26 protein-coding genes and 5 pseudogenes are annotated in these 26,045 nt (G+C 68.6%); 17 read left to right on the forward strand and 14 right to left on the reverse strand.

The features are described 5' to 3' along the window. The first annotated feature begins 54 nt into the window (after positions 1 to 54). Complete coding sequence (locus ABZO29_RS02050; RefSeq protein WP_367318389.1) at positions 55 to 423, forward strand: hypothetical protein; 369 nt, start codon at positions 55 to 57, stop codon at positions 421 to 423. A 156-nt stretch (positions 424 to 579) separates the two neighbouring features. Here ABZO29_RS02050 and ABZO29_RS02055 read toward each other — a convergent pair whose 3' ends face one another. Continuing rightward, on the reverse strand, positions 580 to 1,068 hold the full coding sequence (locus tag ABZO29_RS02055) for a CoA-binding protein (RefSeq protein WP_367318390.1): 489 nt from the start codon (positions 1,066 to 1,068) through the stop codon (positions 580 to 582). A 244-nt stretch (positions 1,069 to 1,312) separates the two neighbouring features. On the opposite strand from ABZO29_RS02055, the pseudogene ABZO29_RS02060 reads away from it, so the two are divergent. Both ABZO29_RS02060 and ABZO29_RS02065 read left to right on the forward strand, forming a co-directional pair. After that, a pseudogene (locus ABZO29_RS02060) lies at positions 1,313 to 1,482 on the forward strand (transposase); the annotation flags it as partial. Between the two features lie 74 nt (positions 1,483 to 1,556). Beyond that, positions 1,557 to 2,009, forward strand: coding sequence for a hypothetical protein (locus tag ABZO29_RS02065; protein ID WP_367318391.1), 453 nt, complete (start codon positions 1,557 to 1,559; stop codon positions 2,007 to 2,009). A 358-nt stretch (positions 2,010 to 2,367) separates the two neighbouring features. Here the strand turns inward: ABZO29_RS02065 and ABZO29_RS02070 are convergent, their stop codons facing one another. The 4 genes from ABZO29_RS02070 to ABZO29_RS02085 all read right to left on the reverse strand — a co-directional run bounded on the left by ABZO29_RS02070 (position 2,368) and on the right by ABZO29_RS02085 (position 5,380). Then, entirely contained in the window at positions 2,368 to 3,108 is a 741-nt protein-coding gene (locus tag ABZO29_RS02070) for an alpha/beta hydrolase (RefSeq protein ID WP_367318392.1), read from the reverse strand. Between the two features lie 755 nt (positions 3,109 to 3,863). Next, entirely contained in the window at positions 3,864 to 4,529 is a 666-nt protein-coding gene (locus tag ABZO29_RS02075) for a dihydrofolate reductase family protein (protein WP_367318393.1), read from the reverse strand. Continuing rightward, on the reverse strand, positions 4,529 to 5,035 hold the full coding sequence (locus tag ABZO29_RS02080) for an SRPBCC family protein (RefSeq protein ID WP_367318394.1): 507 nt from the start codon (positions 5,033 to 5,035) through the stop codon (positions 4,529 to 4,531). The genes ABZO29_RS02075 and ABZO29_RS02080 overlap by 1 nt, the downstream gene beginning before the upstream one ends. Positions 5,036 to 5,038: 3 nt before the next feature. Then, entirely contained in the window at positions 5,039 to 5,380 is a 342-nt protein-coding gene (locus ABZO29_RS02085; RefSeq protein ID WP_367318395.1) for an ArsR/SmtB family transcription factor, read from the reverse strand. Between the two features lie 65 nt (positions 5,381 to 5,445). Here ABZO29_RS02085 and ABZO29_RS02090 point away from each other — a divergent pair. The 4 genes and pseudogenes from ABZO29_RS02090 to ABZO29_RS02105 all read left to right on the forward strand — a co-directional run. Then, positions 5,446 to 5,787 (forward strand): annotated as a pseudogene (locus ABZO29_RS02090) (transposase); the annotation flags it as partial. Between the two features lie 82 nt (positions 5,788 to 5,869). Then, complete coding sequence (locus ABZO29_RS02095) at positions 5,870 to 6,157, forward strand: hypothetical protein (RefSeq protein WP_367318396.1); 288 nt, start codon at positions 5,870 to 5,872, stop codon at positions 6,155 to 6,157. A 231-nt stretch (positions 6,158 to 6,388) separates the two neighbouring features. Continuing rightward, the gene (locus ABZO29_RS02100) at positions 6,389 to 7,579 is read left to right on the forward strand and encodes an NAD(P)/FAD-dependent oxidoreductase (RefSeq protein ID WP_367318397.1); all 1,191 of its coding nucleotides are present in this window, start codon (positions 6,389 to 6,391) and stop codon (positions 7,577 to 7,579) included. A 10-nt stretch (positions 7,580 to 7,589) separates the two neighbouring features. Further along, positions 7,590 to 8,528 (forward strand): sigma-70 family RNA polymerase sigma factor, encoded by a 939-nt coding sequence (locus tag ABZO29_RS02105; RefSeq protein ID WP_367318398.1) that lies wholly within the window; start codon positions 7,590 to 7,592, stop codon positions 8,526 to 8,528. Between the two features lie 351 nt (positions 8,529 to 8,879). Here the strand turns inward: ABZO29_RS02105 and ABZO29_RS02110 are convergent, their stop codons facing one another. Both ABZO29_RS02110 and ABZO29_RS02115 read right to left on the reverse strand, forming a co-directional pair. Further along, positions 8,880 to 9,968: a PP2C family protein-serine/threonine phosphatase gene (locus tag ABZO29_RS02110; RefSeq protein ID WP_367318399.1), complete on the reverse strand. Its 1,089-nt coding sequence runs from the start codon at positions 9,966 to 9,968 to the stop codon at positions 8,880 to 8,882. 539 nt (positions 9,969 to 10,507) lie between these two features. Continuing rightward, positions 10,508 to 10,772, reverse strand: a pseudogene (locus tag ABZO29_RS02115) (SDR family oxidoreductase); the annotation flags it as partial. A 503-nt stretch (positions 10,773 to 11,275) separates the two neighbouring features. On the opposite strand from ABZO29_RS02115, the gene ABZO29_RS02120 reads away from it, so the two are divergent. After that, positions 11,276 to 12,121 (forward strand): SMP-30/gluconolactonase/LRE family protein, encoded by an 846-nt coding sequence (locus ABZO29_RS02120; protein ID WP_367318400.1) that lies wholly within the window; start codon positions 11,276 to 11,278, stop codon positions 12,119 to 12,121. 81 nt (positions 12,122 to 12,202) lie between these two features. On the opposite strand, the gene ABZO29_RS02125 is transcribed toward ABZO29_RS02120, so the two are convergent. Continuing rightward, a complete protein-coding gene (locus ABZO29_RS02125) occupies positions 12,203 to 12,763 on the reverse strand; it encodes a DM13 domain-containing protein (RefSeq protein ID WP_367318401.1) in 561 nt (186 codons plus the stop codon). A gap of 108 nt (positions 12,764 to 12,871) precedes the next feature. Then, positions 12,872 to 13,609 (reverse strand): flavodoxin family protein, encoded by a 738-nt coding sequence (locus tag ABZO29_RS02130; protein WP_367318402.1) that lies wholly within the window; start codon positions 13,607 to 13,609, stop codon positions 12,872 to 12,874. Between the two features lie 238 nt (positions 13,610 to 13,847). Between ABZO29_RS02130 and ABZO29_RS02135 the strand changes: the two genes are divergently transcribed. The 4 genes from ABZO29_RS02135 to ABZO29_RS02150 all read left to right on the forward strand — a co-directional run bounded on the left by ABZO29_RS02135 (position 13,848) and on the right by ABZO29_RS02150 (position 17,101). Further along, on the forward strand, positions 13,848 to 14,294 hold the full coding sequence (locus tag ABZO29_RS02135) for an SRPBCC family protein (protein ID WP_367318403.1): 447 nt from the start codon (positions 13,848 to 13,850) through the stop codon (positions 14,292 to 14,294). An 11-nt stretch (positions 14,295 to 14,305) separates the two neighbouring features. After that, positions 14,306 to 14,635 (forward strand): TfoX/Sxy family protein, encoded by a 330-nt coding sequence (locus ABZO29_RS02140; protein WP_367318404.1) that lies wholly within the window; start codon positions 14,306 to 14,308, stop codon positions 14,633 to 14,635. Between the two features lie 148 nt (positions 14,636 to 14,783). Next, entirely contained in the window at positions 14,784 to 15,905 is a 1,122-nt protein-coding gene (locus ABZO29_RS02145; protein ID WP_367318405.1) for a lipid II:glycine glycyltransferase FemX, read from the forward strand. A gap of 299 nt (positions 15,906 to 16,204) precedes the next feature. Further along, a complete protein-coding gene (locus ABZO29_RS02150; protein ID WP_367318406.1) occupies positions 16,205 to 17,101 on the forward strand; it encodes an aminoglycoside phosphotransferase family protein in 897 nt (298 codons plus the stop codon). On the opposite strand, the gene ABZO29_RS02155 is transcribed toward ABZO29_RS02150, so the two are convergent. From ABZO29_RS02155 to ABZO29_RS02165, 3 genes and pseudogenes are all read right to left on the reverse strand, one after another. Beyond that, positions 17,098 to 17,268: a hypothetical protein gene (locus tag ABZO29_RS02155; RefSeq protein ID WP_367318407.1), complete on the reverse strand. Its 171-nt coding sequence runs from the start codon at positions 17,266 to 17,268 to the stop codon at positions 17,098 to 17,100. The genes ABZO29_RS02150 and ABZO29_RS02155 overlap by 4 nt on opposite strands. 169 nt (positions 17,269 to 17,437) lie before the next feature. Continuing rightward, a pseudogene (locus ABZO29_RS02160) lies at positions 17,438 to 17,738 on the reverse strand (AbfB domain-containing protein). Between the two features lie 149 nt (positions 17,739 to 17,887). Then, a pseudogene (locus ABZO29_RS02165) lies at positions 17,888 to 18,423 on the reverse strand (family 43 glycosylhydrolase); the annotation flags it as partial. A 230-nt stretch (positions 18,424 to 18,653) separates the two neighbouring features. Here ABZO29_RS02165 and ABZO29_RS02170 point away from each other — a divergent pair. The 3 genes from ABZO29_RS02170 to ABZO29_RS02180 are packed head-to-tail and all read left to right on the forward strand — an operon-like array spanning position 18,654 to position 22,184. Next, positions 18,654 to 19,919, forward strand: coding sequence for a DUF6879 family protein (locus ABZO29_RS02170; RefSeq protein WP_367318408.1), 1,266 nt, complete (start codon positions 18,654 to 18,656; stop codon positions 19,917 to 19,919). A 4-nt stretch (positions 19,920 to 19,923) separates the two neighbouring features. After that, complete coding sequence (locus ABZO29_RS02175; RefSeq protein ID WP_367318409.1) at positions 19,924 to 21,216, forward strand: CHAT domain-containing protein; 1,293 nt, start codon at positions 19,924 to 19,926, stop codon at positions 21,214 to 21,216. After that, positions 21,213 to 22,184, forward strand: a complete 972-nt coding sequence (locus tag ABZO29_RS02180; protein ID WP_367318410.1) for a hypothetical protein — start codon at positions 21,213 to 21,215, stop codon at positions 22,182 to 22,184. The genes ABZO29_RS02175 and ABZO29_RS02180 overlap by 4 nt, the downstream gene beginning before the upstream one ends. A gap of 481 nt (positions 22,185 to 22,665) precedes the next feature. Here ABZO29_RS02180 and ABZO29_RS02185 read toward each other — a convergent pair whose 3' ends face one another. Continuing rightward, positions 22,666 to 23,406, reverse strand: a complete 741-nt coding sequence (locus tag ABZO29_RS02185; protein WP_367318411.1) for a VOC family protein — start codon at positions 23,404 to 23,406, stop codon at positions 22,666 to 22,668. Positions 23,407 to 23,812: 406 nt separating this feature from the next. Here ABZO29_RS02185 and ABZO29_RS02190 point away from each other — a divergent pair, with 406 nt between their 5' ends. Beyond that, positions 23,813 to 24,322 carry a hypothetical protein gene (locus ABZO29_RS02190; RefSeq protein WP_367318412.1) on the forward strand — a complete coding sequence of 170 codons (510 nt, stop codon included), beginning with the start codon at positions 23,813 to 23,815 and terminating at the stop codon, positions 24,320 to 24,322. Between the two features lie 260 nt (positions 24,323 to 24,582). Here ABZO29_RS02190 and ABZO29_RS02195 read toward each other — a convergent pair whose 3' ends face one another. After that, a complete protein-coding gene (locus ABZO29_RS02195; RefSeq protein ID WP_367318413.1) occupies positions 24,583 to 25,548 on the reverse strand; it encodes a helix-turn-helix transcriptional regulator in 966 nt (321 codons plus the stop codon). Between the two features lie 91 nt (positions 25,549 to 25,639). Between ABZO29_RS02195 and ABZO29_RS02200 the strand changes: the two genes are divergently transcribed. Further along, entirely contained in the window at positions 25,640 to 26,005 is a 366-nt protein-coding gene (locus ABZO29_RS02200; RefSeq protein ID WP_367318414.1) for a VOC family protein, read from the forward strand. The last annotated feature ends 40 nt before the right edge of the window (positions 26,006 to 26,045 follow it).

Consider the following 26,045-nt stretch of genomic DNA (forward strand, 5'->3'; position numbering starts at 1 on the left):
TCAGTCGGGGCGAGGGAGCCGTCGGCAAAGCCCGCGTGAAAAAACCGCGGCCCGGTGACGGCATCCCTTGAGCTGGCCGAATCCCGGCTCAACCAGGGCACTGCGGTGACGGTACCGGGCCGCGCGGGCACCGTGCTCGACGTGCGCTCCTGCTTCGGCTTCCCGCCCCTGCTGCTCGCCGAGCGCCCGCAGCACACCGTGATCACCTCCGGCCTCGCGCAGGGCACCATGCGGCTGCCGACCGCCGCGGCCCGCGAGCTAGGCGTACGGCTGGACACCCTCAGCTGCGACGCGGCCCGGGTGCCGCTGCCCGACCGATCGGTGGACAGGTCACCGTCGTCCACGTGGTGGAGCGCCTGGATCCGGCGCACGTCGAGGCTGTCGTACGGGAGGCCGTGCGCCTCGTCCGGTGCGGGGCCGTAGTGGCGGTGCCGTGCGAGAAGGCGCCGGCGGCGGCCTACAGGCACGTACGCACCTTCGACGGCGCGGCGCTGGCCGGCCTCGGGCGCGCAATGCAGCCTTCACCGTCGCCGCCCACCACGGCGGCTGGCTGGTGCTCAACCGCGACTGCTCGGGCTGTCAGGGCGTGGCCACCTCCTTGGGCACCTTGCCGGACGGGGTGAAGGCGAGGCGCATCAGCCGGTGGCCGGGATCGGATGTGGGCGAGAACATCAGCGGGCACCCGCCCTCGATCACCGTGATCCCATGGTCACGCCCGTACTGCGCGGCCGTCTTGGACACGCTGCCGGGTCCCGCCGCGGGGCTGTGCATCCATACATGCGTGATGCCGAGTTCAGCGCACTCGCGCACGGTGGCCTCCGCGGTCTCCGGTCGCGTTCCGATGACGACGCCCTCGACCCCGCCGGGGACGGACTTCAGGTCGGCGTAGCAGCGATCACCCTCCACCTTGTCCGCGTTCGGGTTGATCGCGAACACCTGGTAGCCGCGCTTGCGCAGCCGCTTGTAGACGTAGTTGGCGCCGTGTTCCTTCGACGCCCTGGAGACTCCGGTCACCGCGATGCGTTTGAGGGCCAGGAACTCCGCGGCGGCGTCCTTCATGGTGAGCATCGGTCTGCCCTCCTCACTGCAGGCCCGGCGCGCGGACATGCGCGTCCAGGTTCATGCTCGGCCGCCTTCCGGGCAGGCGAGCAGGGCCGTGCGGCACACTGAAGGGGGCCGATCGGCCCTGTCCCGGTCAGATCACACCCATGCTTGCTGTTGACCTCGCCGGGCCCCCCGACCTGCTGATTTCGGTTCGGCCGCTGGTGCAGAGTCTCGCCCCTGAACAGTCCGCTGACGCCGCGCTGGCGTCCTGTCCCACTTTCGTGTCCAGTTCTACGACTGCCTTTGCACCCGGGCGGATGCGCTCTTCGAGCTCACCGACCGGTGCCGTGTGCGGATAGTCCGGTCACCTCACTGGTCGAGCTGACGCTCAGGGCCGAGCACCGGCGCGGGCAGGGGGCGGTGTACGCCGCGGTCAACCACCGCTGGCGGCAGACGGGCGGATCGTGCTCGTCGAGGCGACGAGCACGATCCGTTCTCGGCAGACTGCAAACATGTCCACCGACGTGAGCGGGATGATCGAGTGCAGACCTCTGGCCCGGATCTGGGGCGAGGACGACGAGGACGCGATTTGGCATGCCGCCATCGACCTCTTCCTCCTCAACACCGGCAACGCCTATGACGCACTCGCCTGCCTCTTCGGCGTCCGCAACTCCTTCGGGTTCGAGCCGCTGGCCGAAGACCGTGGCCTGCCGGACGACGCCTCGGACGGAGTGCGGGCCGCGTTCAACGCGTGGGGCGGGCCACAGGACGCACACGGAACAACGTGGATCAGCTGGGCCGAGCTGGCAGCTGCCAACTGGGACGAGACTGATCGCTCCGGCACGCGAAGCCGCAGCACGGCCGCCGGGCCAGGGACCCACTGGGCGCCGGTCTGGGACGTGATGCGGACGCTTGCCGAGTTGCATGGCCCAGAACACGTGCGACTCGTGGTTTGGTTCGACTGATCACGGAATCCCGTCCCCCCGACACAGCTTGACTCCCCATTGGGAAGCCATTGAGTGCTACCAACCCGCTGTCGCAGCAGTCGGGTTGGTGCAGGTCTTTCACCTCCACTCGAACCAACAGCGCCTCACGGCGCAAACAGAAGTTGAACCAGAATCCGAGAGCCGACAGCACCTGGATACGAGATTGTGCAGCGCCGAAGCACTGCAGGAATCGAACAGTTCTTGGCTTCGGGCAGCGCGGGCCCCTGCCGAGCAGGGGCCCGCGGGATAAACAGCAGACGAGCGCCGGGACCTGCCTCGACGAGCAGCATCCTGGCCACCATGGCTTACTGCCTGCTGATGGCCTGGGGGCCCGGCTTCACTTCAGGTGCCGGGTGAAGAACTGGGCCGCGGCGTCCGCTGCGAACTGCGGGACGCCGGTGTGCCCGCCCATATTGGCGTGCAGGGACTTCTCCTTGGAGCCGAAGGCGTCGAACAGGTCCAGGGCCGCCTGCCGGTCGTTCGTTCCGTCGTCCCACTGCAGCAGGACGTGCAGCGGAATGGTGACCTGGCGGGCCTCCTCGAACATGGCGCGAGGCACGAAACTCCCGGCGAACAAACCGGCGGCCACGATGCGCGGCTCGACCACTGCAAGGCGAACGCCGATGGAGATCACTCCCCCCGAGTACCCGACCGGGCCGCCGATCTCGGGCAGCGACAAGAGGGCGTCAAGGGCGGCCTGCCATTCCGGGACCGCCTTGTCAACGAGCGGGAGGATGAGGGCGTCGATGATCTCGTCGCTGACCGGCTCGCCGGCTTCCACAGCCTGGCGCAGGTCGGCGCGGGCCTGCTCGGCGGCGGCCCAACGGGGCCGGTCACCGCTCCCGGGAAGCTCGATGGTGGCCGCGGCGAAGCCATCCGCCGCGGCGTACCGGGCCCGCGCCACCAGTCGGGGGTACATCTTGTGCAGCCCGAGAGGAGGGTGGCCGAGCAGGATCAGCGGCGACGGTGCGGATGCGGATGCGGGCGTCCACAGGATGCCGGGGATCTCGCCGAGGCTGAATTCGCGTTCGAAGACACCGTCATCGAGGCGCTGTTCGGAAGTGAAGTGAAGGGCCATGGTCGTGCCTTTCGGAAGTGCGCTTGAAAGGCGCTCCCGGACGACCTATCGCCCGACCGTGACCCCGGAAGAGAGCACCCATGTCAATACGTTCACGGGTACCACCTCCTCGTTCTGTCGCACGGCCTCCGCGAAAGTAGCAGCGGCCGCCGTGGTCCGCCAATCGGTTTTTTGCACGGCTCCGTGGCCGGATGCCAAGGAGTCGGCGGTCAATCCGCCCAGCAAGCCTGTCCGCGTGCTCGCGAAGTGCGCCGTGCAGGCGGCGGGCGAGCAGGCCGCTTCGGAGCGTGGGTGCCCATTGCCATTCGCCCTGTGTGACCTGGGCCCAGACGATAGCCGAGGCGGCCAGGTGTCCTGCCCGGTCCCATGGGATGAGGTGACACGGCCTGGATCCAGTTGCCGGACGACCGCCTCGGTGCTCGTCGTCGGGCGGGAGGACCCAGTCCTGCAGACGGGCTCGGCGGTGAGCCGTCCGCCACGAGTTCGTTGGCGAGGCAGTTGAGGGTGTCGGCGTACTTTCGCGTGTTGTCGTGGCTCCATTGCCATGAGCGGAGTTGAGCACTCGCGTTCGTGCCCACGGAGGCGGTGAAGCCGAGGTAGGGAGTCGCTTGTCGGCGGGTGCCGCCGTGTGCCATCTGCACCAGTCGGATGGCCGCGTCGCGGCGGAGATGACGGATGGGGTGCCGAGTGCTTGCAGTGGTTCCAGCCAGGCGGGGGGAAGTCGTTGGGGTCGCTGGGGTGGAGTGGTGGCGCGGCTACCGTGGGTGCACAGCGTAGGTCAGGTGCGTCACCCGCGACGACGGCTCCGAACGGACCTGCTCCAGCGCGACCTTGGACGCGTCCACGCCGTCGAACAGGCGGGTGCCGGCGCCGAGAAGCACCGGTGACAGCGCGATCGAGAACTCGTCGACCAGGCCGGCGTTCAGGTGTTCCAGGATCGTCGCGCCGCCGCCGGCGATGCGGACGTCGCGCTCGCCTGCGGCCTCGCGGGCCTGGTCGAGGGCGTGCTCGATGCCGTCGTTGACGAAGTGGAACGTGGTGCCGCCGGGCCGCTCCCACGGGTCGCGCTTGGTGTGCGTCACGACGAAGACCGGGGTGTGGAAGGGCGCCTCCTCCGGCCATGACTGCTCGCCGAGGTCGAACATGCGCTTGCCCATGACGCTCGCGCCGGTACGCTCGAACGTCTCTCGCGCTACGTCGTTGTCGCGGCCCTCCTCGCCGCCCTCGCCCAGCTTCAGGTTCTCCCGGATGAACCGCAGCGGGAACAGCCACTGCTGCAGCTCCGTCCACTGCGCCATCCAACGCCGAACGTCCGGGTCGTCGTGCTTATCGGGTGCGAAGAAGTCGTCAACGGGCACGGACTCGGGCGCGATGAAGCCGTCCAGCGACATCGTCACGCTGAAGAACACCTTCCCGGCCATCAGCCCTCCGCCCCCTTTCGCGCGAGGTCGGTGACGTAGGCCGCCAGACTGCTCAGGGTCTGCTGGCCGCCCTCGATCGCGTGGTACTTCTCGACCGCCTCGTCGCGCAGTTCCTTGGTGGGGAACACTGTGCGCATCACGATCCGGGTCGCCGCGCCGTCCGGCGCGAAGGTCAGGACCGACTCGAAGGCGTTCGGGTCGTCGCGGGACTCACCGTGCAGCAGCACGATCCGCTCCGGCGGGGTGATCCGCAGCCAGCGGATCCACTCGGAGTAGTCGGTCCCGTCCGGCCCGTGCAGCACGAATTCCCACTCCCCGCCCTCGTGGAACTCGAAGGACCGCGTGGCGGTGGTGAAGCCCTCCGGACCCCACCATCGCGACAGGTGCCGGACCTCGGTGAACGCCTCGAACACCAGCTCCCGCGGGGCGTCGATGACCCGGGAGATCACGATCTCCCGGTCGGCCGTCGCCGGCTCGGCCCGCGTTTCTCGCCTTGCCCCTGCCATTGGTCATTCCTCCTGCCGTGTCTGCTTGAGGTCCTGCACGTAGGTGTCCAGCCGGTCGAAACTCTCGTTCCAGAACCGCTCGAATCCGCCGACCCACTCGTGGACCGGCCGCAGCCCACGGGCGTCCAGGCCGTAGAGGCGCTGCTTGCCCACTCCGCGGACCCGCACCAGCCCCACCTCCCGGAGTACCCGCAGGTGCTTGGACGCCCCCGGCTGGCTCATCCCCAGCTCCCGGGCCACGTCGGTCACCGGCCGCTCACCGGCCCGCAGCAGCGCCAGGATGTCCCGGCGTTGCGGCTCGGCGATCGCGTTGAACGCGTCCGACGTCGTCGCTGCTCGTGCCACGGCAGCCATCATATTCCTATATCGGAATACATCAAGCGTGATCGCCGCGTGGAGGCCGTGCATCCTCGGTGAGCGGCCACCAGGGCCGGTACGAGATGCGGGAGATCGTCAACGCGCTCCTCCACCAGGGCCGCACCGGCTGCCGGTGGGATCTGCTGCCGCACGACCTGCCCCCGCGTGGTGCGGTGATGTGCTCCTTCAGCAGGTGGCGCGACGACGGCATCGACCGGACCATCCATGAACTGGTGCGTTGGCAGGGGCGTGAGAAGGCGCGGCGGGACCCGAGCCTGGTGGTGCTCGGCACCCAGAGCGTGCACCTGGCGGCCGGGGTCCCTGCGAAGTCGACGGGGTGTGATGCGGCGAAAGTACCGGGCCACAGGCGCGGCCTGGCCGTTGACGGGTTGGGGGGCAGATCGCGCAGCTGGCCGCACGGCGGGACGTACCCCCCGCAGCAGTCCGGCGCAGGCTCACCGGGGACACCACCGCAGCGTGGCGCGGCGCATGACCGGCGGGGAGCTGACGCCGGGGGCGGTGCTGGCACGACTGGAGGCGCGGGAAGGGGAGGTCGCCGCGCAGGCCGAGGCGACGAGGGAGCAGATCGCGCAGCTGACCGCGCGGCGGGACGAGCTCGGCCGGGCCGCCGAGGAGGTCCGGCTCATCCGCAAGACGCTGCTGGAACTGCCCGATCCGCCCCCTCGCTGTGGCCAACACGCCGCTGCGGGCGCGGCACGTGTGCGAAGCGATGGATCTGGGCATCGCACCCATACCGCCCTCTGAGGGGCCGGAGATCAGCAATGGTCTCCGGCTACCCGACCACAGATCGATCAGTTGCCGTCTCGATCCGTGGTTGGCCATCGCCCCGTTTCGATTGCCCAGGACAAGCCCAGGTGCTTGCCGCAGGCTCAGCCGCTCGCCTGGGTCCGGGTGACCCGAGTCACACGCCGCTCCTGTCAGCAATCGGGGCGCCGTCTCGTTCAAGGGGCACACGAACGAGACAGGAGCATCGCCATGAAGCACCGCATCGTCGTACTCGGCGCTGGATACGCCGGGGCCTTCGCCGCCGGAAACCTGGCCCGTCGGCTCTCCCCCGCCGACACCGAGATCACCGTCGTCAATGCCGTGCCCGAATTCGTCGAGCGGATGCGGCTCCACCAGCTCGCGATCGGCCAGGACCTCGCGCTCCGCAAGCTCGCCGACGTATTCGCGGGCACCGGTGTGCGGCTGCGCCTGGCGCGTGTCACCGGCATCGACCCCGAGCGCAGGACCGTAGCCGTGACCGGCGAGGACGGCGATGGCGAGCTCGCGTACGACACGCTTCTCTACGCGCTCGGCAGCTCCGTAGCCCACCATGGCGTGTCCGGCGTGGCCGAGTACGCCTTCGATGTGACCGGCCGGTCCTCGGCGCTGCGTCTGCGTGAGCGCCTGGCCGGCCTGGGCGAGGGCGGCACGGTGCTGGTCGTCGGTGAGGGGCTCACCGGCATCGAGACCGCGACCGAGTTCGCCGAGTCTCGGCCCGACCTCTCGGTCGCGCTCGCCGCCCGCGGTGAGCTGGGCGCCTGGCTCTCCCCGAAGGCCCGCCGTCACCTGCGTCGGGCCTTCGACCGGCTCGGCATCACCGTCCACGAGCACACCGACGTCGAAGCTGTCGAGCCGGCACGGGCGATCGCCGTCGGCGGTGCGTCCATCCCTGCCGATGTCACTGTGTGGTCGGCCGGGTTCGCCGTGCACCCCATCGCGGCCGCCAGCGGCCTGGAGGTCGCCGGGACCGGCCAGATCGTCGTCGACCGCACCATGCGCTCGGTCTCGCACCCGGAGGTCTACGCCGCCGGTGACTGCGCCTACGCGATCGGCGAGAACGGCCGGCCGCTGCCGATGTCCTGCGCCTCGGCCGGCTACACCAACATGCAGGCGACCGCCGCGATCATCGCGCGCCTGACGGGCGGCGAGGTCCCGACCACCGGGTTGAAGTACCACGGCAACCACATCAGCCTCGGGCGGCGGGACGCGATATTCCAGATGGTGGACGGGGACGTCCGGTCGAAGTCCTGGTATTTGGGCGGCCGGACCGCCGCGTGGCTCAAGTCGGGCGTGCTCAAGGGAGCCGGGTGGGGCATCGCCCACCCGACCTTCGGCATGCCGAAGCGCAAGCGCCGCCTGGCCACCGCGCCTGACCGGGCCGGCGTGAAGGTCGCCGCATAGGCTGCACCGCATGGACAGCGCTGCCATCGATCGGTTCGAGGCCAGCCGGGGCCGGCTGGCCTCGCTCGCGTACCGTCTGCTCGGCTCGGCCTCCGACGCCGAGGACGCCGTGCAGGACACGTTCCTGCGCTGGCAGGCCGCGGACCGGGAAGGCATCGAGGTGCCGGAAGCGTGGCTGCCCAAGGTCGTCACCAATCTCTGCCTCGACCGGCTCCGCTCGGCGCAGGCGCGCCACGAGCGCGCCGTCGGAGACTGGCTGCCCGAGCCACTCCTCGAGGGCGACCCGATGCTCGGCCCTGCCGATACCTTCGAGCAGCGCGAATCGGTGTCCTTGGCCGTACTGACCCTCATGGAGCGCCTCTCGCCGGTCGAGCGGGCCGCTTACGTCCTGCGCGAGGCCTTCTCGTACCCCCACGCCGAGATCGCCGGGATCCTCGACATCACCGAGTCCGCGAGCCAGCAGCATGTTCACCGGGCCCGACGCCGGGTCGCCGCCGAGCGCCGCAGCGGCGAGGAGGTGGACCCCGCCTCCGCGCGCCGGATTGTCGAGGAGTTCCTCGCCGCGGCCACGTCGGGGCGCGTCGAACGGCTGGTGGCGATGCTCACCGCCGACGCGACCGCGGTCTCGGACGGCGCGGGACTGGCCAGGCGGCTGCTGCGGTACAAGACGCGCGAGCGCATCGCCTCCTACGTGCGGGCCGGTTTCAAGCCCACTCCGGCGAAGCGGCGGCTGGCCGGCGGCTCCCCCGCGTTCCACATCGCGCTGGTCAACGGCTCCCCGGCCGTCATCGCCGTGGTCGACGACCGGGTCGTGGGCGCGGTGGCTTTCGAAGTCAGCGACGGCAAGGTCGCGGCCCTGCGCGGCATCGCCGCCGCAGACCGGCTCGCGCGCCTCAACGAGGCCTGGCGGCAGCACGAACCCGACGCTCCGGTCATCAACGCATGGTGACCAGAGCCACCGGAATCCAGTGACCTGAGTCGGAGCGAGGACGGCGCCCTTCGTCCCCCGGCGCTGCACAGCAGCACGGGGGACGAAGCACGTCGGTCTCCCGAATCAGCCGGCTACTGCGGGAGGACGAGCGAGGCGTTGGAGGCGGCGTGGTCGAACGCCTGCTCCAGAGCGGGGAAGCACGCCAGCAGCTGGGCCCGCAATCGGTTGATGGCCCGGGCGCGGTCGGCTGCCAGGTCCTAGCGGCGGGCGGTGAGGATTTCAGGTCCACCCGTCTCGTCCCAGTCCTGCAGGGCTGCAGGTATGCACCGCGCTCAAGACCTGGCCGGAAGATCACTGAGGTATGTCACTTCAGGAGGCAGCAGCTGCACCGACTGCTGGTTCGCCTGCTTCTTCATCGAGCCGGTCCACGACGATCATCGCCGCATCGTCCGCCAGGTGACCCCCGGTGTGACGGATCAATGCCTGGTGCAGTTGTTCCAGGAACTGCGACGGGGTGCAGGTGGGCACCGCTTCCATGGCCTCGGTCAACGCGAAGAAGACGCTGTCGGGATTGCGGGCTTCGATCACGCCGTCGGTGTGCAGCAGCAGACGGTCACCGGGTGCGAGCGGATACCTCTCCGCCTTGGCGGGAGCGCCGGTGATCAAGTCGTCCAGGCCCAGGGGTGGCAGCGGTGAGCTGGGCATCAGGGCGTGAACCTTGCCCTGGTGCAGTAGCAGCGGAGGCGGATGGCCGCGATTGACCACCTGGACCTCGAAGCCGTCGGGCACCTGCGCCACGAGGGCAGTGACGAAGTCCTCCGCCTGCTCTTCCCTCTCGACCTGGTCGACCGCGCCCGGCGCGGCTCGCTCCCGGTGCAGCGCAGCCGCGCAGTGGTTCATCACCTCCACCAGGTCGTCCTCATAGTGCGCGGCCTCGCGGAAGGCGTTCAGCACGGCCGCAGCCAACCCCACAGCAGGCAGCCCTTTGCCGCGGACGTCGCCCACGATCATCCGGACCCCGTACCGCGTCTCTACGGCTTCGTACAGATCGCCGCCAATCTGCGCTCCCCTTTCGGCTGCGAGATACATGCTGGCCGCCCGTACCGGCCCGAGCCGGGCCGGTACGGGCCGCAGCAGGACTCTTTGTGCTGCCACGGCGACCCGGCGAACCTGGTTGAGCTCGCTCTGTCTGCGTGTGCGCACAGCTTTACTCGTGATGACACTGGCCACGGACACCACCAGGAGGCCGAGGAGGTTGCTGTAGATCAGCAGGCCACCCCACGCCTCGTGCACGGTGGTGGTGGTCAGGCTGACGGCCAGGGCTCCGGCCGCTGCCGCGAGGGTGCCTTTCGGTCCCATAGTCAGCGAAGCCAAGGCCGGCATGGCGACGAGGAGAGGGCCGGTGTAGATATCGTGCGCAGGCGAGAGCTCGATCCCCAGCCCGAACAGTATGATCACGAACGGCACGCACTGCGCGACTCGGAAAACAGCCCGGCTGTGCCCACCCGCTCCGGGCGGAGGAGCCAGGTGGAAGAGCGTCCGCATGGGTACAAGCCTGCCTCGCTGAAGTGGACTGTTCCACTCATTGCTCCCCGGGCGACCGGGGCCGTGACCGAAACCTCGCCGGCGCCGCGGTGCACCCGGGCGCCGCACCTCTCCGAGCGTCGCTCGAACTTTGGTTCAGCCGCCGCCGACAACCTCGACTCCATCGCCGCTCACATCGGCCAACCCGCCTTCAGGCGGTGAGCACCCGCAAGCAGGACGGACGGCTCGCCTTCACCGTACATTGCCGTTCCGCCCGACCCTGGCCTGGTTCATCGCCCGCCGCCCCGGCGGCACCATCGGCGGCGCCCTGCAATTCCGCCACCGGCGCACCCAGATGTTCGAGGGCTACGCGGCACCAGCGACTCCGGCTTCCGTGACGAGGTCGAGGCCGAAGAAGCACTCTCCCTCGGCCAGTACCTCGCCGGGCGCCCTGCCCGGGATCCCGGGCAGGGGAGCCCGTGTTTGGCGGCCACGTACACCGCGAACCAGCGGTACCCCACCATGCCCGCGGTCGACGAGAGTGATGACGCTGCCCGAGCGCTGCGCCACCATGGTGGGCAGCACCGCCCGCATCGCCCGCCAGGAGCCGGACGGGTCGATGTCCAGCATCAGGCTCCACTCGTCTTCGGCGATCTCGTGCACCGGCTTGCCCGAAGGCGCCGCGATCCCGGCATTGTTCACCAGGACGTCGATCCCGCCGAAGCGCTCCGCAGCGTCGTCCGCAGCCCCTTGAGGCGCGGTGGCGGGGCTCGGAGCGGTCGCGTGGGGTCCGGTGAACCTCCCAGTGTGCGGTGGGGATGCCCGTCAGCGCGGTCAGGTCCTCGCCGGTGAGCGGCCTGCACATGGCGCGGCAGGGCATCCGGGGTGGGCGGGGCGGGGGTGTGCAGGTGCCGGCAGCGGGCGGCGGCGTGCGGGTCGTCCGCTGGGTGCGGATGGACCGGGGCTGAGACGGCAAGCCCGGTGTCGGCGATGAGGGTCTCGGGGCGCGGGGGGCCGAAGCAGTTCGCGAACCGGCCGTGGCGCACGGCGAAGCGCGGGGTGCAGCGGCGGTATTCGACGGCGGCGCACAGCAGGGGGCGGGCGGGGCGCGGGACGGCGTACAGGTGCCGGGGTCCGGGTGGTTCGCGGATGTTGCCCCGGCTCCGAATCACGGTGCGGACCGCGATGAGTTCCGGTGCCTGGGCAGGTCTGTCCCTCTACGAAGCGAGAGGAGAAGCGTGATGAGCGCACCCGAAGTCCTGATGGAAGGCATCGTGTTCGGCGAGTCACCGCGCTGGCACAACGAGCGACTCTGGTTCTCCGACTGGGGCGCGCACCAGGTGATCGCGCTTGACTCCGACCGTAGCCACGAGGTGGTGGTAACCGTTCCGTCATTCCCGATGTGCATCGACTTCCTCCCCGATGGGCGACTGCTCGTCGTGGATTCGGTACAGCGACGGCTGCTGCGCCTTGAACCGGACGGATCACTCGCCCGGCATGCCGACCTTTCCAAGGTCTCGGAGAAACCGTGGAACGAAATCGTGGTCGACGGCCTGGGCAACGCCTATGTCAACACCATCGGTTTCGACTTTCCCGGCGGTGAGTTCGCGCCGGGCTTGATCGTGCTCGTCACGCCGGAAGGCAACGTCGATCAAGTTGCCGACGACCTCGCGTTCCCCAACGGTATGGCGATCAGCCCGGACGGTGCCACGCTGATCGTTGCTGAGTCGTATGCGAACCGGCTCACCGCCTACGACATCGCCGGCCTCGGCGGCCTCGGCAACCGGCGCGTGTGGGCGGAGACGCCCGGCGACCACCCGGACGGAATCTGCATGGATGTCGAAGGCGCCGTCTGGTACGCCGACGTCGGCAACCAGCACTGTGTTCGTGTGCGCGAGGGCGGTGAGGTGCTCGCTTCAGTCGACCTGGATCGCGGCGCCTTCGCCTGCGCGCTCAGCCGTGGGGACGACCCCCGCTTGTTCGTCGTCGGCCAGACCTGGGACGGACCCCAGTCGCGGCAACCCAGCGGGCGGGTTGTGGCGTTCCCGGCACCAGCACCGGGTGCCGGGAAACCCAAGGCAGGATAAGTTTCACGCAGCAAGATCGGGAGCACGGCTTCCGCGAACATCATGCGAACGGCCGAAGCCCTGCCATGCGGCGGACCGGAATCAGGCGCGGGCGAGCTCGGCGGCACCGAAGGAGACGTCGAAACGGTCGCACCAGATGCTGACGCTGGTGTAGCGGGCGGGGTCGATGTCCGCGGGCACGGCGTAGTTCTGGCTGCCCTTGTTGCCCTTGAGCTTGCCGAGGCTGACATGTTGCCCGTCGTCGAAGACGTGCCAGCCGGCCTTCCCTGCCTTCACCGGTGCGTCGGTGAGCCACACGCGCAGGTCGGGGCCGTTGCTGGTGTCTAGGTTCTCCAGCCGGACGATGTGGGAGCCGTCGGCCAGCCGTACGAGCTTCACCGTGCCCGAGGTCGTGTGCTCGTGGCTGATCAGCTCACCGGTCGCCAGCGTCTGCGGCCCGGCCGGCGTGGTGGCCGTCCGGGAGGGCGCCGCCGCGGGAGGGGCGGAGGTTTCCACCACCTGGGGCAGGGCCTCCTCGACGGTCTCGTCCTGCCACAGCTTCCACGGCTGGAACCAGTACAGCCCGAAGCCGACTCCGGCGACAGCCACCACCAGCACCCCGATGACCAACGGCCTGGTCAGTACCTTCCGCACGCGCCCCATCCCCGCCTCGCTTCCTGAGAGTCTGTCTGTCCTCCCCATTCAACGGAAGCGGGCGGCCGTCCCACACCCCGCGGGTGATGACGGAATCCTTACGCCGCACCGTCGCATTCAGCGGTGCTCGGGGTTGTCCGCGCCCGGTCGGCAGCCGGCGTCCCACTCCGAGCGCTGGTTGCCGTGGGCCGGGATGCCTCCTGCGCGTTTGAGCAGGGCCGCCAGGTGCATCAGGTTCCAGGTCATGAAGGAGGTGTTGCGGTTGGTGAAGTCGTTGTCCGGGCCGCCCGAACCGGGGTCCAGGTACGAGGGACCGGGCCCGGCCGCGCCGATCCAGCCCGCGTCCGCCTGGGGCGGGATCGTGTAGCCCAGGTGCTGCAGGCTGTAGAGGACGTTCATGGCGCAGTGCTTGACACCGTCCTCGTTTCCGGTGATCAGACACCCTCCGACACGTCCGTAGTAGGCGTACTGGCCCTGGGAGTTGAGCAGGCTGGAGCAGCTGTACAGACGCTCGATGACCTGCTTGGTGACGGAGCTGTTGTCGCCCAGCCAGATGGGCCCGGCAAGGACCAGGATGTCGGCGGCCATCACCTGCTCGTACAGCGTGGGCCAGGCGTCGGTGGCGAAGCCGTGCTCGGTCATGTCCGGGTAGACGCCGGGTGCGATGTCCTGGTCGACCGCGCGGACGAGCTCCGTGGTCACGCCCCTCGAGTCCATGATCGCCCGGCTCTTGTCGATGAGCCCCTGGGTGTGGCTGAGCTGAGGGGACGGCTTGAGCGTGCAGTTGATGAAGAGTGCGTGCAGGTCGTCGAAGCGGTAACCGTCCTCAGTGGACGGGGCGGCTGGTACTGCCATGGCGGACTCCCGGGGAGGAGGGCGGACAAGTCGGGGAGGCGGCACTGCGCGCCGCCCCGGCGGCAGCGTCTCGCGGAAATCGTGAATTGTCCCGTTTCGACGCACGGCCGCACGGCGCCTCTGGCCGCCGTCCAGAAGTTCGTCGTGCGCCTGCCACCCACGTCGAGGATCCTGGACGCAGCACCAGGACTCACTCCCCAACCTCCGGTCTGGCGACGCAAGGCAAGGCAGCAGCACGATGACGATCGACGTGTCCGCGGAACGCGTGATCCCGCTCCCGCCCGAACGGGTGGCCGAGTACGCCATGGACTGGCGCCATGATGCCGAGTGGACCCAGGGCATCCGCACCGCGGAGCTGACCCGGGAGGCGGACGAGGACGGCTTCGGCGTGGGCGCCGAGATCACCCGAACAGCGCATTTCCTCGGCCGGCGCATCGACTACGTCCTGCGCGTGGCGGCGTACGAGCCGCCTCGGCTACTGGACATGATCTCCGTCGCCGGCCCCATGTCCATGCACGTCACCTACACATTCGAGCCGGACCCGAGCGGCACCCTCGCCCGCATTCGCGTCCGGGGCGGCGAAGGCGGCTTCTACCGGCTGGCCGGGCCTCTCCTGGCCCGCCAGGTCCGCACCTCCATCGGCAAGGACCTGCGCGACCTGGAGTACCGGCTCACCAAGCACTAGGAGGAACCTTCGTGGCGTACGACGAAGGACTGGCTGAACGGGTCAGACAACGGCTCGGCACCGATCCGGACCTCTCGGAGAAGCGTATGTTCGGAGGGATTGCCTTCCTTTACCGCGGCAACATGGCCGTGGGCGTGAGCGGCGACGACCTCATGGTGCGGGTCGGTCCTGACAACACCGACGCGGCCCTGGCCCGGCCCGGCACACGCGTCTTCGACATGACGGGCCGCCCGATGCGTGGCTGGATCCTCGTCGCCGGGACCGCCCTCACGGAGGATGACGTCCTCGGCGGATGGATCGACGAGGGACGCGCCTTCGCCGAGAGCCTGCCACCCAAGTAGTACGTCGGCCCGCCCGTGCAACTGTCTGCATGCCGATGAAGCGTTGAGCTCGCAACGTCCGTGATGAGCAAGTTCTGTGATCTTGCTCGGCAGTCTGGACATGCCTACGCCCCAGTAGGCTTGTGCGTCGAACAAAGGAGCGCTGCGCATGAGCTTTCGCCTGAAGGCGATCACCCGTGAGGATCATCTGGACTTCGTCCGGGCCCGGCCCTCGGCGAGTCACATGCAGGTTCCCTCGTGGGGTGATGTGAAGCCGGACTGGCGGGCGGAGAGCCTGGGCTGGTTCGACGAGCGCGACCGTCTCGTCGGCGTGGGACTGGTGCTGCTGCGGCCGTTGCCGAAGCTGAAGCGCTATCTCGCCTACCTGCCCGAGGGACCGGTCATCGACTGGGCGGCGCCGGATCTTCAGCGGTGGCTTGAGCCGATGCTCGCGTACTTGAAGGAGCAGGGCGCGTTCTCGGTGAAGATGGGACCGCCCGTGGTGGCCCGCCGCTGGAGTGCCGAGGCGGTCAAGGCGGCGATCGCCGACCCGCAGGCCGGGCGGCTGCGGGATGTGGAGGCGACCGTGCACGAGCCGCGGGCCGTCGACGTCGCCGACGGGCTGCGCCGGATGGGCTGGCAGCAGACCGAGCCCGGCGGCGAGGACGGCTTCGCCGCGGGCCAGCCGCGCTACGTCTTCCAAGTTCCCTTCGCGGGGCGGTCGTTGGAGGAGATCCAGCGGAGCCTGAACCAGCAGTGGCGCCGCAACATCAAGAAGGCGGAGAAGGCCGGCGTCAAGGTCGTCCAGGGCGAATACGAGGACCTGCCCGCCTTCTACGACCTCTACGTGGAGACCGCCGGGCGGGACCGCTTCATTCCCCGCCCGCTGGCCTACTTCCAGCGCATGTGGACCGCGCTGAGGTCGGAGGATGCCGACCGCATGCGCCTCTACCTCGCCCACCATGAGGGCGAGGTGCTTGCGGCGGCCACGATGCTGAGGGTCGGCGAGCACGTCTGGTATTCCTACGGAGCCTCCACCAGCCGCAAGCGCGAGGTCCAGCCGAACAACGCGATCCAGTGGCGGATGATGTCCGACGCCCACGCGCTCGGCGCGGGCGTCTACGACTTCCGCGGCATCACCGACACCCTGGACGAGGGCAACCACCTGCTGGGACTGTTGCGGTTCAAGGTCGGCACCGGTGGCGAGGCCGTCGAATACCTCGGCGAGTGGGACTTCCCCCTCAACAAGGTGCTGCACAAGGTCCTCGAGCTCTACATGTCCCGCCGCTGACGCGCGGCCGCCTCATGCCCATCGTCGACGCCGATGCGGTGAGCGTGGAACACCGGCTGCAGACCGGCCGGTTGACCTGCCCGACCCGCCGTGCTGTCCTCACGCCGCGCAGGCACGGGCCGGCCGCGGCAAGTACGCGGTGATTTCGGGTCGCGTCCTTCGTCCGTCCTCGCCGGTCGCGGTGTTCGGGTTGCGGTGTCACGCACGTCTTGCTGCCGGAGTCCCTTCGGCAGCGGGCCAGAATCAGCGTCCCGTGCGATCGATGGTCGGCCCCCTGCCATCGATGATTGAGTCAGATCATGGACAGCTTCGAGATCAACGAGAACCTGGTGCGCTCTCTGGTGCGGGAGCAGCATCCGGACCTTGCAGGACTGGACCTGCGTGAGGTGGTCGGCGGTTGGGACAACCAACTGTGGCGTCTCGGAGATGAGTTGGCCGTGCGCATGCCACGCACGGAGCGTGCGCCGTCCCTCCTGCGCAACGAGCACCGGTGGCTGCCCGCCCTGGCCCCGCGTCTACCGCTCCCGGTCCCGACTCCCGCGCGGATCGGTGAACCGTCCGCACGATTCCCGCGGCCATGGACCATCGCGACATGGGTTCCCGGCGAACCAGCCGACCGCGCCCCAATCAGCAACGCCAGCGCGGCCGACACTTTGGCGGGCTTCCTCAAGGCGCTCCATGTGAAGGCGCCCGCAGACGCACCGGTCAGTAAGGATCGCGGCGTTCCCCTCAAAACGCTCTCGGACGGTTTCGAAAGGGGACTCGCGGAAGTCGCCTCCGGAGGCGATGCCGCTGACCTCCGGAATGTCCGGGACGTCTGGGACGAGGCCGTTGCGGCTCCAGATTGGGACGGCCCGCCTGTATGGCTGCACGGCGACCTTCATCCAGCCAATGTCGTCGTCTCGGAGGGGACACTCTCGGGCGTGATCGACTTCGGTGACATGTGCGCGGGCGATCCGGCGGTCGATCTCGCGGCTGCCTGGGTGCTCCTTCCCGCGGGGGCGGCTGCACGGTTCTTCGACGCGTACGCACACGCGGACGAGGCGATGATCCGGCGCGCACGAGGGTTGGCTGCCGCGAAGAGCCTTTTCCTCATCCTCATGGGCCGGGCCGGGGAGCGGGGCCTGCCAGGGGGCAAGCCGACATGGGGACCCGCGGGCTGGGCGGCGCTTGACCGTGTTCTGGCATCAACTTAGGAGGCTGGCAGACATTTCAGGTTGCTCAGCGTTCGCGCCAGGGCGATCGGCTTGCCGAACGACTCGCGTTCCTGGGCGAAGGCAAGGGCGTCCTCGAAGGACACCCGGCCGACCTCGAGCGCGCGCCTTGTGCACGCGGAGATCGCGATCGCCTTGGCCGACTCCAACTACGCAGGGCAGCCGGCGCATCGGTGGCGCCAGCCGGCCACGGACTGCGAGCGTGCGCCGGCGAGGGCTCGGAACTTGACATGGCCGGCCCGGCGGCGCGGCTGTCGGCTCCCTGGGTGACCCGCACGGCAAAGCCGTGCGGGTCACCCGTTCAGCGAGGGAATGCGATCAGGCCCAGGGGCTGACCGCCATGAAGGAACTGTCGGCGCGGAAGGTGGCGTTGTCCTGGAAGGCGTCGCCGCGCAGCTCGAAGTCGTAGTGGCGGAGGCAGCGGCCGGGGTAGTTGTACGACTCCACGCCGACCCGAGCCGGTGACTGAACCCGGCCGGGCGCAGTAGGTGGCGTCCTGGTTGAAGATCGCCGTGCCGTTGCTCGCGTCGAAGCGGACCCGGAAGTCCCGGTGGCGCAAGTAGCGACCGGACGCGTCACGGAACGAGTAGCAGGTGGAGTCGGCCAGGCCGGGGACGATGGTGAAGGTGGCGCTCTGCTTGACGCCGTGGTGCTGGAGGACGTCACCGGGTCGACGTAGCCGAGGCTGTCGGAGCGGACGACGGCGTAGCGGCCGGTGAAGTTGACGGACCGGAGCGAGCGGTTGGTGTTCGTCGGCAGGGTGGCGCCGACGGAGACCGGGTCGATGCTGCTCAGGGCGGGGACGACCTTCTTGATCAGGCCGGTGGAGTCGAACTCCATCCTGTCGATGGTGGTTTCGCGGTGGGTGCCGTCACCGCCGGGGATGGCGAAGCGGTGGTAGGCGATGTACCAGTCGTCGGTGTTCGGCACCTGCACCACGGAGTGGTGGCCGGGCCCCTTGATGCCCAGGTCCAGGCGCTTCTCCAGGATCACTCCGCGCTTCGTCCAGGGACCGGTGGGCGAAGACCCGGTGGCGTAGGCCACGCGGTAGTTCTCGTCCCGCGTGTCGTTCTCCGACCACATGAAGTAGTAGGTCCCCTTGCGCTTGATGACGAAGGTGCCCTCGTTGTAGCCGCTGGGGTGATGTTGGTGACCTTCGAGAAGTCGAAGGAGACCATGTCATCGTTCAGCGGGACGACGTATGCGCGGCCGTTGCCCCAGTAGAGGTACCACTGGCCGTCGTCGTCGGTGAAGACCGCCGGGTCGATCATCTGGCCGGTGAAGGCGCCGCGGGCGACCAGCGGCATTGAGGGGACGACAAAGATCAGGTGGCGAGGCCGGCCAGTCAGGTGAGGGGCGGTGGGCCGGCACGGCCTGGCGGCTCGGGATGGTGCCGAACCGGATTTCGCGGGGAAGTCATGGGGTGTGGCGGCGGCTGCGCCGCCTCGGTGAGGGGGGTTTGATGAGCAACTCTCATGGGTCTGCGAACGGTGCAGTGGTCCGGAGCGCATCACGGCGCGGGGACGGGCGCAGAGTGCTTCGCAAGTCTCTGATCGCGGCGGTGGCGGGGGCGGCTGCGTTTCTCCTGACGAATGTGCTGGACCAGGAGCCGGGCCAGGAGTGGCAGGTGGTTCTGTCCGTGCTCCTCGGCGGCTCGACGTTGATCGTGCAGTACCTCGTGGACTTCGCACAGCGGTTCGAGGAGGCCGAACGGCGCTCCGCCGAGCTCCTCGACGCGACGGAGCTGTTCAGCCACGTGGATGGTTCGGTGCTCCGCTCCGACGAGGTGACCCAGCTGGTCCGCGGCTACACGAAAGTCCGTGAGCAGAGCGGCGGCATGGTGCAAGTCTTCGCCGAGAAGGAGCTGGCTCGCCTCTCCGCACTCATGAAAGACCTCGAAAGCGGTAGCGCGGACTGCCCGGGTGAGAACCACGAGTGGCTGATCGACCTCACCGAGTGCGTCAAGATGACCGTCGACGCCACGAGTACCTCGGTGGACCGGGACTTCTGGCACAGCGGGCCCGCAATGCGGTATCTCGCCGCGCAGGAGAAGGCCGTGAAACGGCGCGGCGTGGAGATCCGACGCCTGTTCGTGGTGAACGAACCGCATGAGGTCACCGACACTCTCAGGGAGCTCTGCGAGCAGCACCGCAAGCGTGGCATAGACGCACGGATCGCAGTGCGGTCACTGATGGCGTCGAACCCCTTGGTCAACGACTTCATCGTCTTCGACGGGGAACTCTGCTATGAGATCGCGCCGGACCTGCAGTCCAACCCGGACAGGACACGGCTGCATGCGAAGCCCGAGCACATCGCTGATCGCATCAACCAGTTCAACGAGCTGTGGTCTGCGACAGGGCCGGAGCGTCTGACCACCCCCCGCTCTTTCCCCGCACACCTCTCCCCTGCCGGCTGCCATCTGTTTCTGACCTTGGTGGACGACCACCCGGTCTCGGGGGTCCCTGCACGTATCCAGTTGCGAGTCCAGCCAGGCCCGCAACACCCGTGGTCGCAGCCGGGCGCCGACCGTCCCGAGCTCACCGCCGTCGCCACTCCCCTCACCCCGGCGGAGATCGAACCGGTCAGCGTCTCTCTACGGCCTTTCCCCTCGGGGGACGGCGGCGCGGCCGAGGTGCTCTTCACCCCCGACCAGGCCGGTACACACCGGATCCGCGTCGCCGTCCACGACCGGACCACCGGCACCGTTCTCCAACAGGCCGAGACAACGGTCCGCGTCAGTACACCAGGGGAACTCCCGTCCACCGCAACCCCCTTCATCCTGCGCACAGAAGGGGAGTGACCTCATGGCCCGAGACCTCGACACCGACGTCCTGCAGAACCCCAGCCATGACTACACCCGTTACCCCGCCCCCACCACACACCACCCCGACCTGGTCGTCGCCCTGAACCAGTACGGCGTGGAGAAGATCTTCGTCCGCCTATACGGCCCCGCCGTACCAACCTCACCGCACGGCGACCCGTGCGCAGTGCTGAACGTGAAACAAGCGACGGTACGCAGTCTGGGCAGCCGCCTGCGCCGGCGCTGGAAGGCGGAGTTCGTCGATGCCCGGCCGCCGACCGGAGAGGCGTCACCCGGCCCCGGTCGCCCCGATTTCCCATACGCCACGCATGTGGATCTCAACGGCGAGCCCGAGGACGACCTGTACTCAGTACTCGACGAACTGGCCGCTCAAGGCGCCCATTTGCTGTTCGACGTACTCCTCGGCGGCAGGGACCGCCCTGTCTCACGGGTGCGTCAGGTGCTGACCGAGGTGCTGTTCCGCGAGAACCTGCGCATCCGCTTCGACTCCGATGTGCTGTACCTGCCCTGGTCCCTGCTCTGCCTGCCCGCGAACACGCCTCGGAACACCGGACTCGACGCCCTCTTCAGGCGCTTCCTCGGCCATCGCCACCAGATCGAGCAGACCGGCGGCTACTACCCGGAACTCCCGGATTCCCGGGCGCCCGCACCTCTCCCGGATCATCCCTGCGTAAGTCTGAACCACGACACGGAGCTCGACGTCGCAGGCAGGACCAAGGCGGCGCAGGTGGCAGCCCTCCTAGCCAAGGACACGACGTTCCATGAGCGCCGCAGCCGTCAGGAACTGGTGGACGACATCGCGAAGGGAAGGCTGGACGAGCAGTTCATGTACTTCTGGTGTCACGGCCATTTCCGAGCCGAAGCTACCGACTCGCCCTTTCTGGTGGTGCAGTTGAGTGACGGACGCGACATCGACGCACAGACCGTACTGGCCCGTTGCGCCGCTCACGCAAGCACCGTGCTGCACCGCCACCCGCTCGTCCTGCTCAACGCCTGCTACGGCGGAATGCCGGGCACGGCCGAACTGGCCCACCTGGGCGGCGCTCTCATCCAGGCGGGCGCCGCCGGAGTGCTGGGGCCTCAGATCGAGATGCCGCAGCTCTTCGCGGCCGAGTACGCCCTGCAGTACGTGACGCGGTATCTGGGCGGACAGGACACCGCAGGGGTCATCGCGCACGCCCTGGCACGCCATTTTGCGGACACCCACCGCAACCCGCTCGGCCTCGCCTACATGCTGCACTGTGGAATGGACAATCGCATGGAGCGTGCCCTGTGACGCCCGCCATCCTCGATCTGGATCCCACCGGCTGGCTCCTGCGGGAAACCCGCACCGGCCCACGTCCCGTCCCCGAGCACCGCCTCGACGACCATTTCGCCGCAGCGCTCACCCCGCCAGACTGGGCCACGGACCTTCTGGTCTACGCCCACGGCTGGCAGACGAAGCCGGAGTCCGCGCTCGCCACGGTCCACCGGCTCCTCGGCCTGATCACGGATCAGTACGACCACGGCCCCTACCCGAACCTCAAACCCTGGCGGCCCTGGACCGTCCTGATCCGCTGGCCCTCCCGTTCCCGCCCGTCCCTCGGCGGTTACCGCAGCATCCGTGACCGTGCCCACACCATGAGTACCCAGGGCCACGCCTCACGCGTCGTCGGCCGTCTCCTCGGCTATTTGAACGCCCGCCGCATCGACCCCGCCGCACCGCCTGTCCTCGCCAACCGTCACGGCCAGTATCTGCACCTGATCGGACACTCCTTCGGGTGCCGACTGCTCTGCGAGGCCGTGCAGTGGGCAGCCGGCCAAGAACCGCTCACCCTGGGGTGGAGTACGCCGAAGCCGCACGGGCGACCCTTCACCGTCGACTCGATGCTGCTGCTGCAGATGGCGGCACCTCGGGACGCCTTCGCGTCCCGCTTCACCGCCCTGGCCGAGGCACCGTTGCGGGGGCCGGTCGTCGCCACGTACTCCCAGCACGACCGCGCGACGGGCTTCTGGCATCTGCGGGCGGAGAAGCGGGCTGGCATCGGCTACGCGGGCATCGGTACGGCACCCTCGCCCGTCTCCACCGTACGGATGCTGCCGCCCCGGCACCCGTACCCACTCACCGACCTCGACCACCGCTTCGTGAGCGTCGACGCGAGCGACGTGTTCGTGCGCGGCAACGGCCCTGCAGGCGCCCACTCCGACCATCTACGCCCCGAGACGGCACACCTTCTGCTGTCCTTGGCGGACCACTCCCGTTGAGGGGCCGTCAGCAATCGTACGGGCCGCTGATCCGGATGGGCCGCCGGACCGCTTCCAGCACGTCTGCGCGGAAGTCGGAGCCAAGCACGTATCGGCCACCTTTCGGAGGCTGTAGGTCACCGGTGGGGAGACGGCACGGCAGGCGCGGCGAGGACTCCGCAGTGGCGAGCACGTCGGCGCCCACGCCGCGCTGTTCCTCCAGCCACTCAAGCCGCTCGGTCGCAGCAAGGAGCAGAGCCGTCAGGCGGAGCAGACACATGGCGCTACCGGCGATGGGCTCGGGCTGCCTCAAACGACGGGCTTACGCGTGGCCGGCGAGCATGGCGGTGCGCTCTTCCACCTGGACGCTACCCACCAACAGCGGAAGAGGGCTCTCCTGCCGTATGGGTGGGTCAAGCTGTGGTGAGTTGGCGGCCGGGGAGGGCGGCGCCCGGCGCCGCGCACTGCCGCACCGCCATGAGGGCGCGGACGGAGTTCCGCGTCAGCCGCGGCCGAGGACGCAGAACTCGTTGCCCGCCGGGTCGGCCAGGACGAGCCAGGAGACGTCGTCACCCTGACCCACGTCGGCCCGTACCGCGCCGAGGCCTTCGAGCCGGGCGACCTCCCTCGCCTGATCCCCGACGGGGTCGGCCATCACGTCGAGATGGACACGGTTCCACACGACCTCGTCGTCGGGCGTGCGGCGGAACTCCAGATACGGCCCGACACCCTTGACGGAGCGCAGCAGGGCGCGCTCGTCGGTCAACTCGTGGACACTCCAGTCGATCGCCTCGCCCCAGAACCGGACCATGGCCCGTGGATCGGCGCAGGCGACGACCACGGCGGCTATCGGCCCGGTGTCCCGGTAGAGCTCCCGCGGCTCCAGGACGCTGAACATGTTGCCTTCCGGGTCGGCCATCACCGTCCACGGCACATCGCCCTGGCCCACATCGGCGGGCGTCGCCCCGAGCTCCTTCAGACGTGCGACCAACTCCGCCTGATGGGCGTCGGAGGTGGTGGCGAGCTCGATGTGCACGCGGTACTTGACCGTCTCCGGGTCCGGGACGCGGACGAGATCGATACAGACGGCGGACGGGTCCGGCCAGTCGAAGCCCACGGGTTCCAGGTTGGTGACGCCGGGCCCTTCGCTGGAAACACCCCAGCCGAGCGCCTCCGCCCAGAACCGGCCGAGCGCCGAGTCGTCCCGGGCCTTGAAGTTCACCTGAACAAGCTGCAGCGTCATGCCGCACACCCTAGGTGATCCCCATCGGGCAGGCGTACGAAATTCAGAGCGCCGCGCAACCCGGACAGCGACTATCCCCACCGCCTGAGCTGGACACACGGCCAACCCCCACCTGCTGGCGCCCGGAAGACCGCCGTCGAGCTCGGTCCGGCCGGCAAGCTCTGGACCACCCGGGCCGCCCGCAACCTCACTGTCACCCTCGAACGGCACCGCGTGGACCGGACGCTCGAAGAGGCTTCACCCACGGCGCGGACCCGCTCCATCTTGCCCTCGTCGTCGGCATCGACGAGAAGACCGCCATCCGTTGCGCGGAGTCAGCACTGCGCGCTTCTGGGAGGGGCTGTCGAGCAGGGATCGCAGTGAAACCCGCTCGACCTGCTCAACCCGGTGACGAGACCATGGACAGATGTCGTCGACCGATCCAGCAGCCCGCGAGCTTGAGCACCGTGCCGTTCTCTGGAGCATGGGCGAGATCCGCGCAACCGACGTCGTCGCTGCTGCCTGTGATGCACTCGTTGCCGGCCTCGACAGTCCTGCCCTGCGGATCTTGGCTGCGTGCACACGCGCGGAGGCGGATTACGACGTCCCCGTTCTCCTTCCGCCAGCACTCGATGAACTGGGCCTCGCCTTCCACGCGGTTGGCAGTGTTGCCGGACAGGAAGCCGCCGCACGAGCACTTGCTGCCCGGATGCTGGCCGGCGAGCTAACTCCACGCGAGCTGGCCTTCCGGATCCACCAGCGCTTCGGGCACGAGCTGCCTCTGGCCGAGCGTCTCGCCGAACTGGACGACGAGTACGACATCCTCGAATACGGTGACAGGACATCGGCACAGGTCGATGCTGATGTCACGGCCGAGGCCCTTCGGCTCGCCCAGCATCCTCGTGTTCCAACCGAAGTCACGGATGCATCGGCCTGACACATAGCGGGGCTGACCCGTGGGTTCGCACTGAAGGTCCTTCAGATTCTCCGAACCGGGGATCTCAGCCCTGGTCTCCCACCCCTGATCCACGGTTCAAAGTTGCCGGCCCTCGGCGTACTCCCGTTGCTTCCTCCGCCACCTGTTCAGCAGGCCGAACGAGCAGGCGACGAACGAGACTTGTGCAGGGTCTGCGAGAGGCGCCGACCAGGAGTTCGTCCTGGGCGGCGCCTCAGGCCGCGATGCCTAGTTGTTGCGGGTCAGGACGTTGGTGACGGCGCATAGTGGTGGGCAAGATTGGTGGCGAGGTCGCTGAGGTGAGCCCTGGCTTCGGTGGGGCCGTGCACAGTGATGGCGCTCCCGAACGGCAGTAGTGCTCGCACGTCCTCCAGAAGCAGGAAGCGGATCGTTACCTTGCAGCCGGTGGCGGATTCTTCATGGTCGTCCGGGACGAGTCGTTGGCCAAAAATCCGTTGCGCTCGCTCGATCTGGGTCTGGTCGATGGTGGCGCTGACCTCTATCGCGTGGTTGTGTTCCCACTGATCAATGAGCGCGGCAGCGACGGTGGCCAGGGTCTGGCTCTCGCGGATCCGTCGTGGCTGGTCGACTTCTTTCAACGTCGTCATCCGTTCGAGTCGGTACATCCGTGGCACTCGGGCACAGTCGGCGACGAGGTACCAGATGCCGGCCTTGGCGAACAGCCCGTAGGGATCCACGACCAGGTCGCGTGGGCCTGACTCGCGTGGGCTGTCGTACTCGATCCGTAGCCGGCGGCCTCGCCGCACTGCGCCGATCAGCGAAGCCGGAGTCGTGCCGGAAGCTCGTGCCTGACGCCAGGGACGGCTGTCCACGTGCACTACGTCGGTGAGCGGCAGGAGCTCATGAACTCGACGTGGCTGTGTAGCGGCGATCTTGGAGAGCGCGCGCTGGCTTTCGGCCGATGCGTTGAGCTCCGCACGTTGCTTCTCATCCAGCCCAGTGAGCGACAGATGATCACGCTCGCCCGGTGTGAGTCGCGTGAGGTCGAGCCCGGACCCGGGCAGCATGGTCACGCCTCCGAGGCGGCCCCGGTGTGCGGTCACCGGCAGACCGGCGTCGCGGAGCCAGTTCAGGTCTCGGGTGATGGTTCGAAGGGACACCCCGAGTGCTGAGGCAAGTTCCTGTGTGGTCACGGCATCCCTCGATTTGAGGAGCAGCATCAGGGTGAAGAAGCGATCTGGGGTCACACACCAATCTATTCAGGAATTGCGACACGATGCGGCGCATATCCCGGTCAGGCTGGTGGATGCGTACCTACGACCTGTGAGAAGGACAACCATGACCACATCCGTCGTGTCCATCGTCTACGTGAACGACGCTCCCGCCGCAGCTCGTTTCTACGGCGACCTCCTTGGCATGAGCCCCTCGTTCGAGACTCCGGGATACATCACCTTCGACCTCGGGCCAGGCGCTGACCTCGCTGTGTGGTCTGGCCAGTTCGAGGATCTGTCACCGGACGTCCCGCGCACCAGCGAGGTTTGCCTGGCCATCGACGGTGGACCCGACGAGGTCAACGCGACCTTTGAGCAGTGGACGTCCAAGGGGGTCACGATCCTGCGCGAGCCTCATGATGCGGGGTTCGGGCTGACCTTCCTCGCAGCCGATCCTGACGGGAACCGTATCCGCGTCGCACCGCAGGACTGAGAGGCCGCAATGCGGCAGGCGCGCACGATAGGTGTCGCGC

This window comes from Streptomyces sp. HUAS ZL42 (assembly GCF_040782645.1).
Lineage (GTDB): Bacteria > Actinomycetota > Actinomycetes > Streptomycetales > Streptomycetaceae > Streptomyces.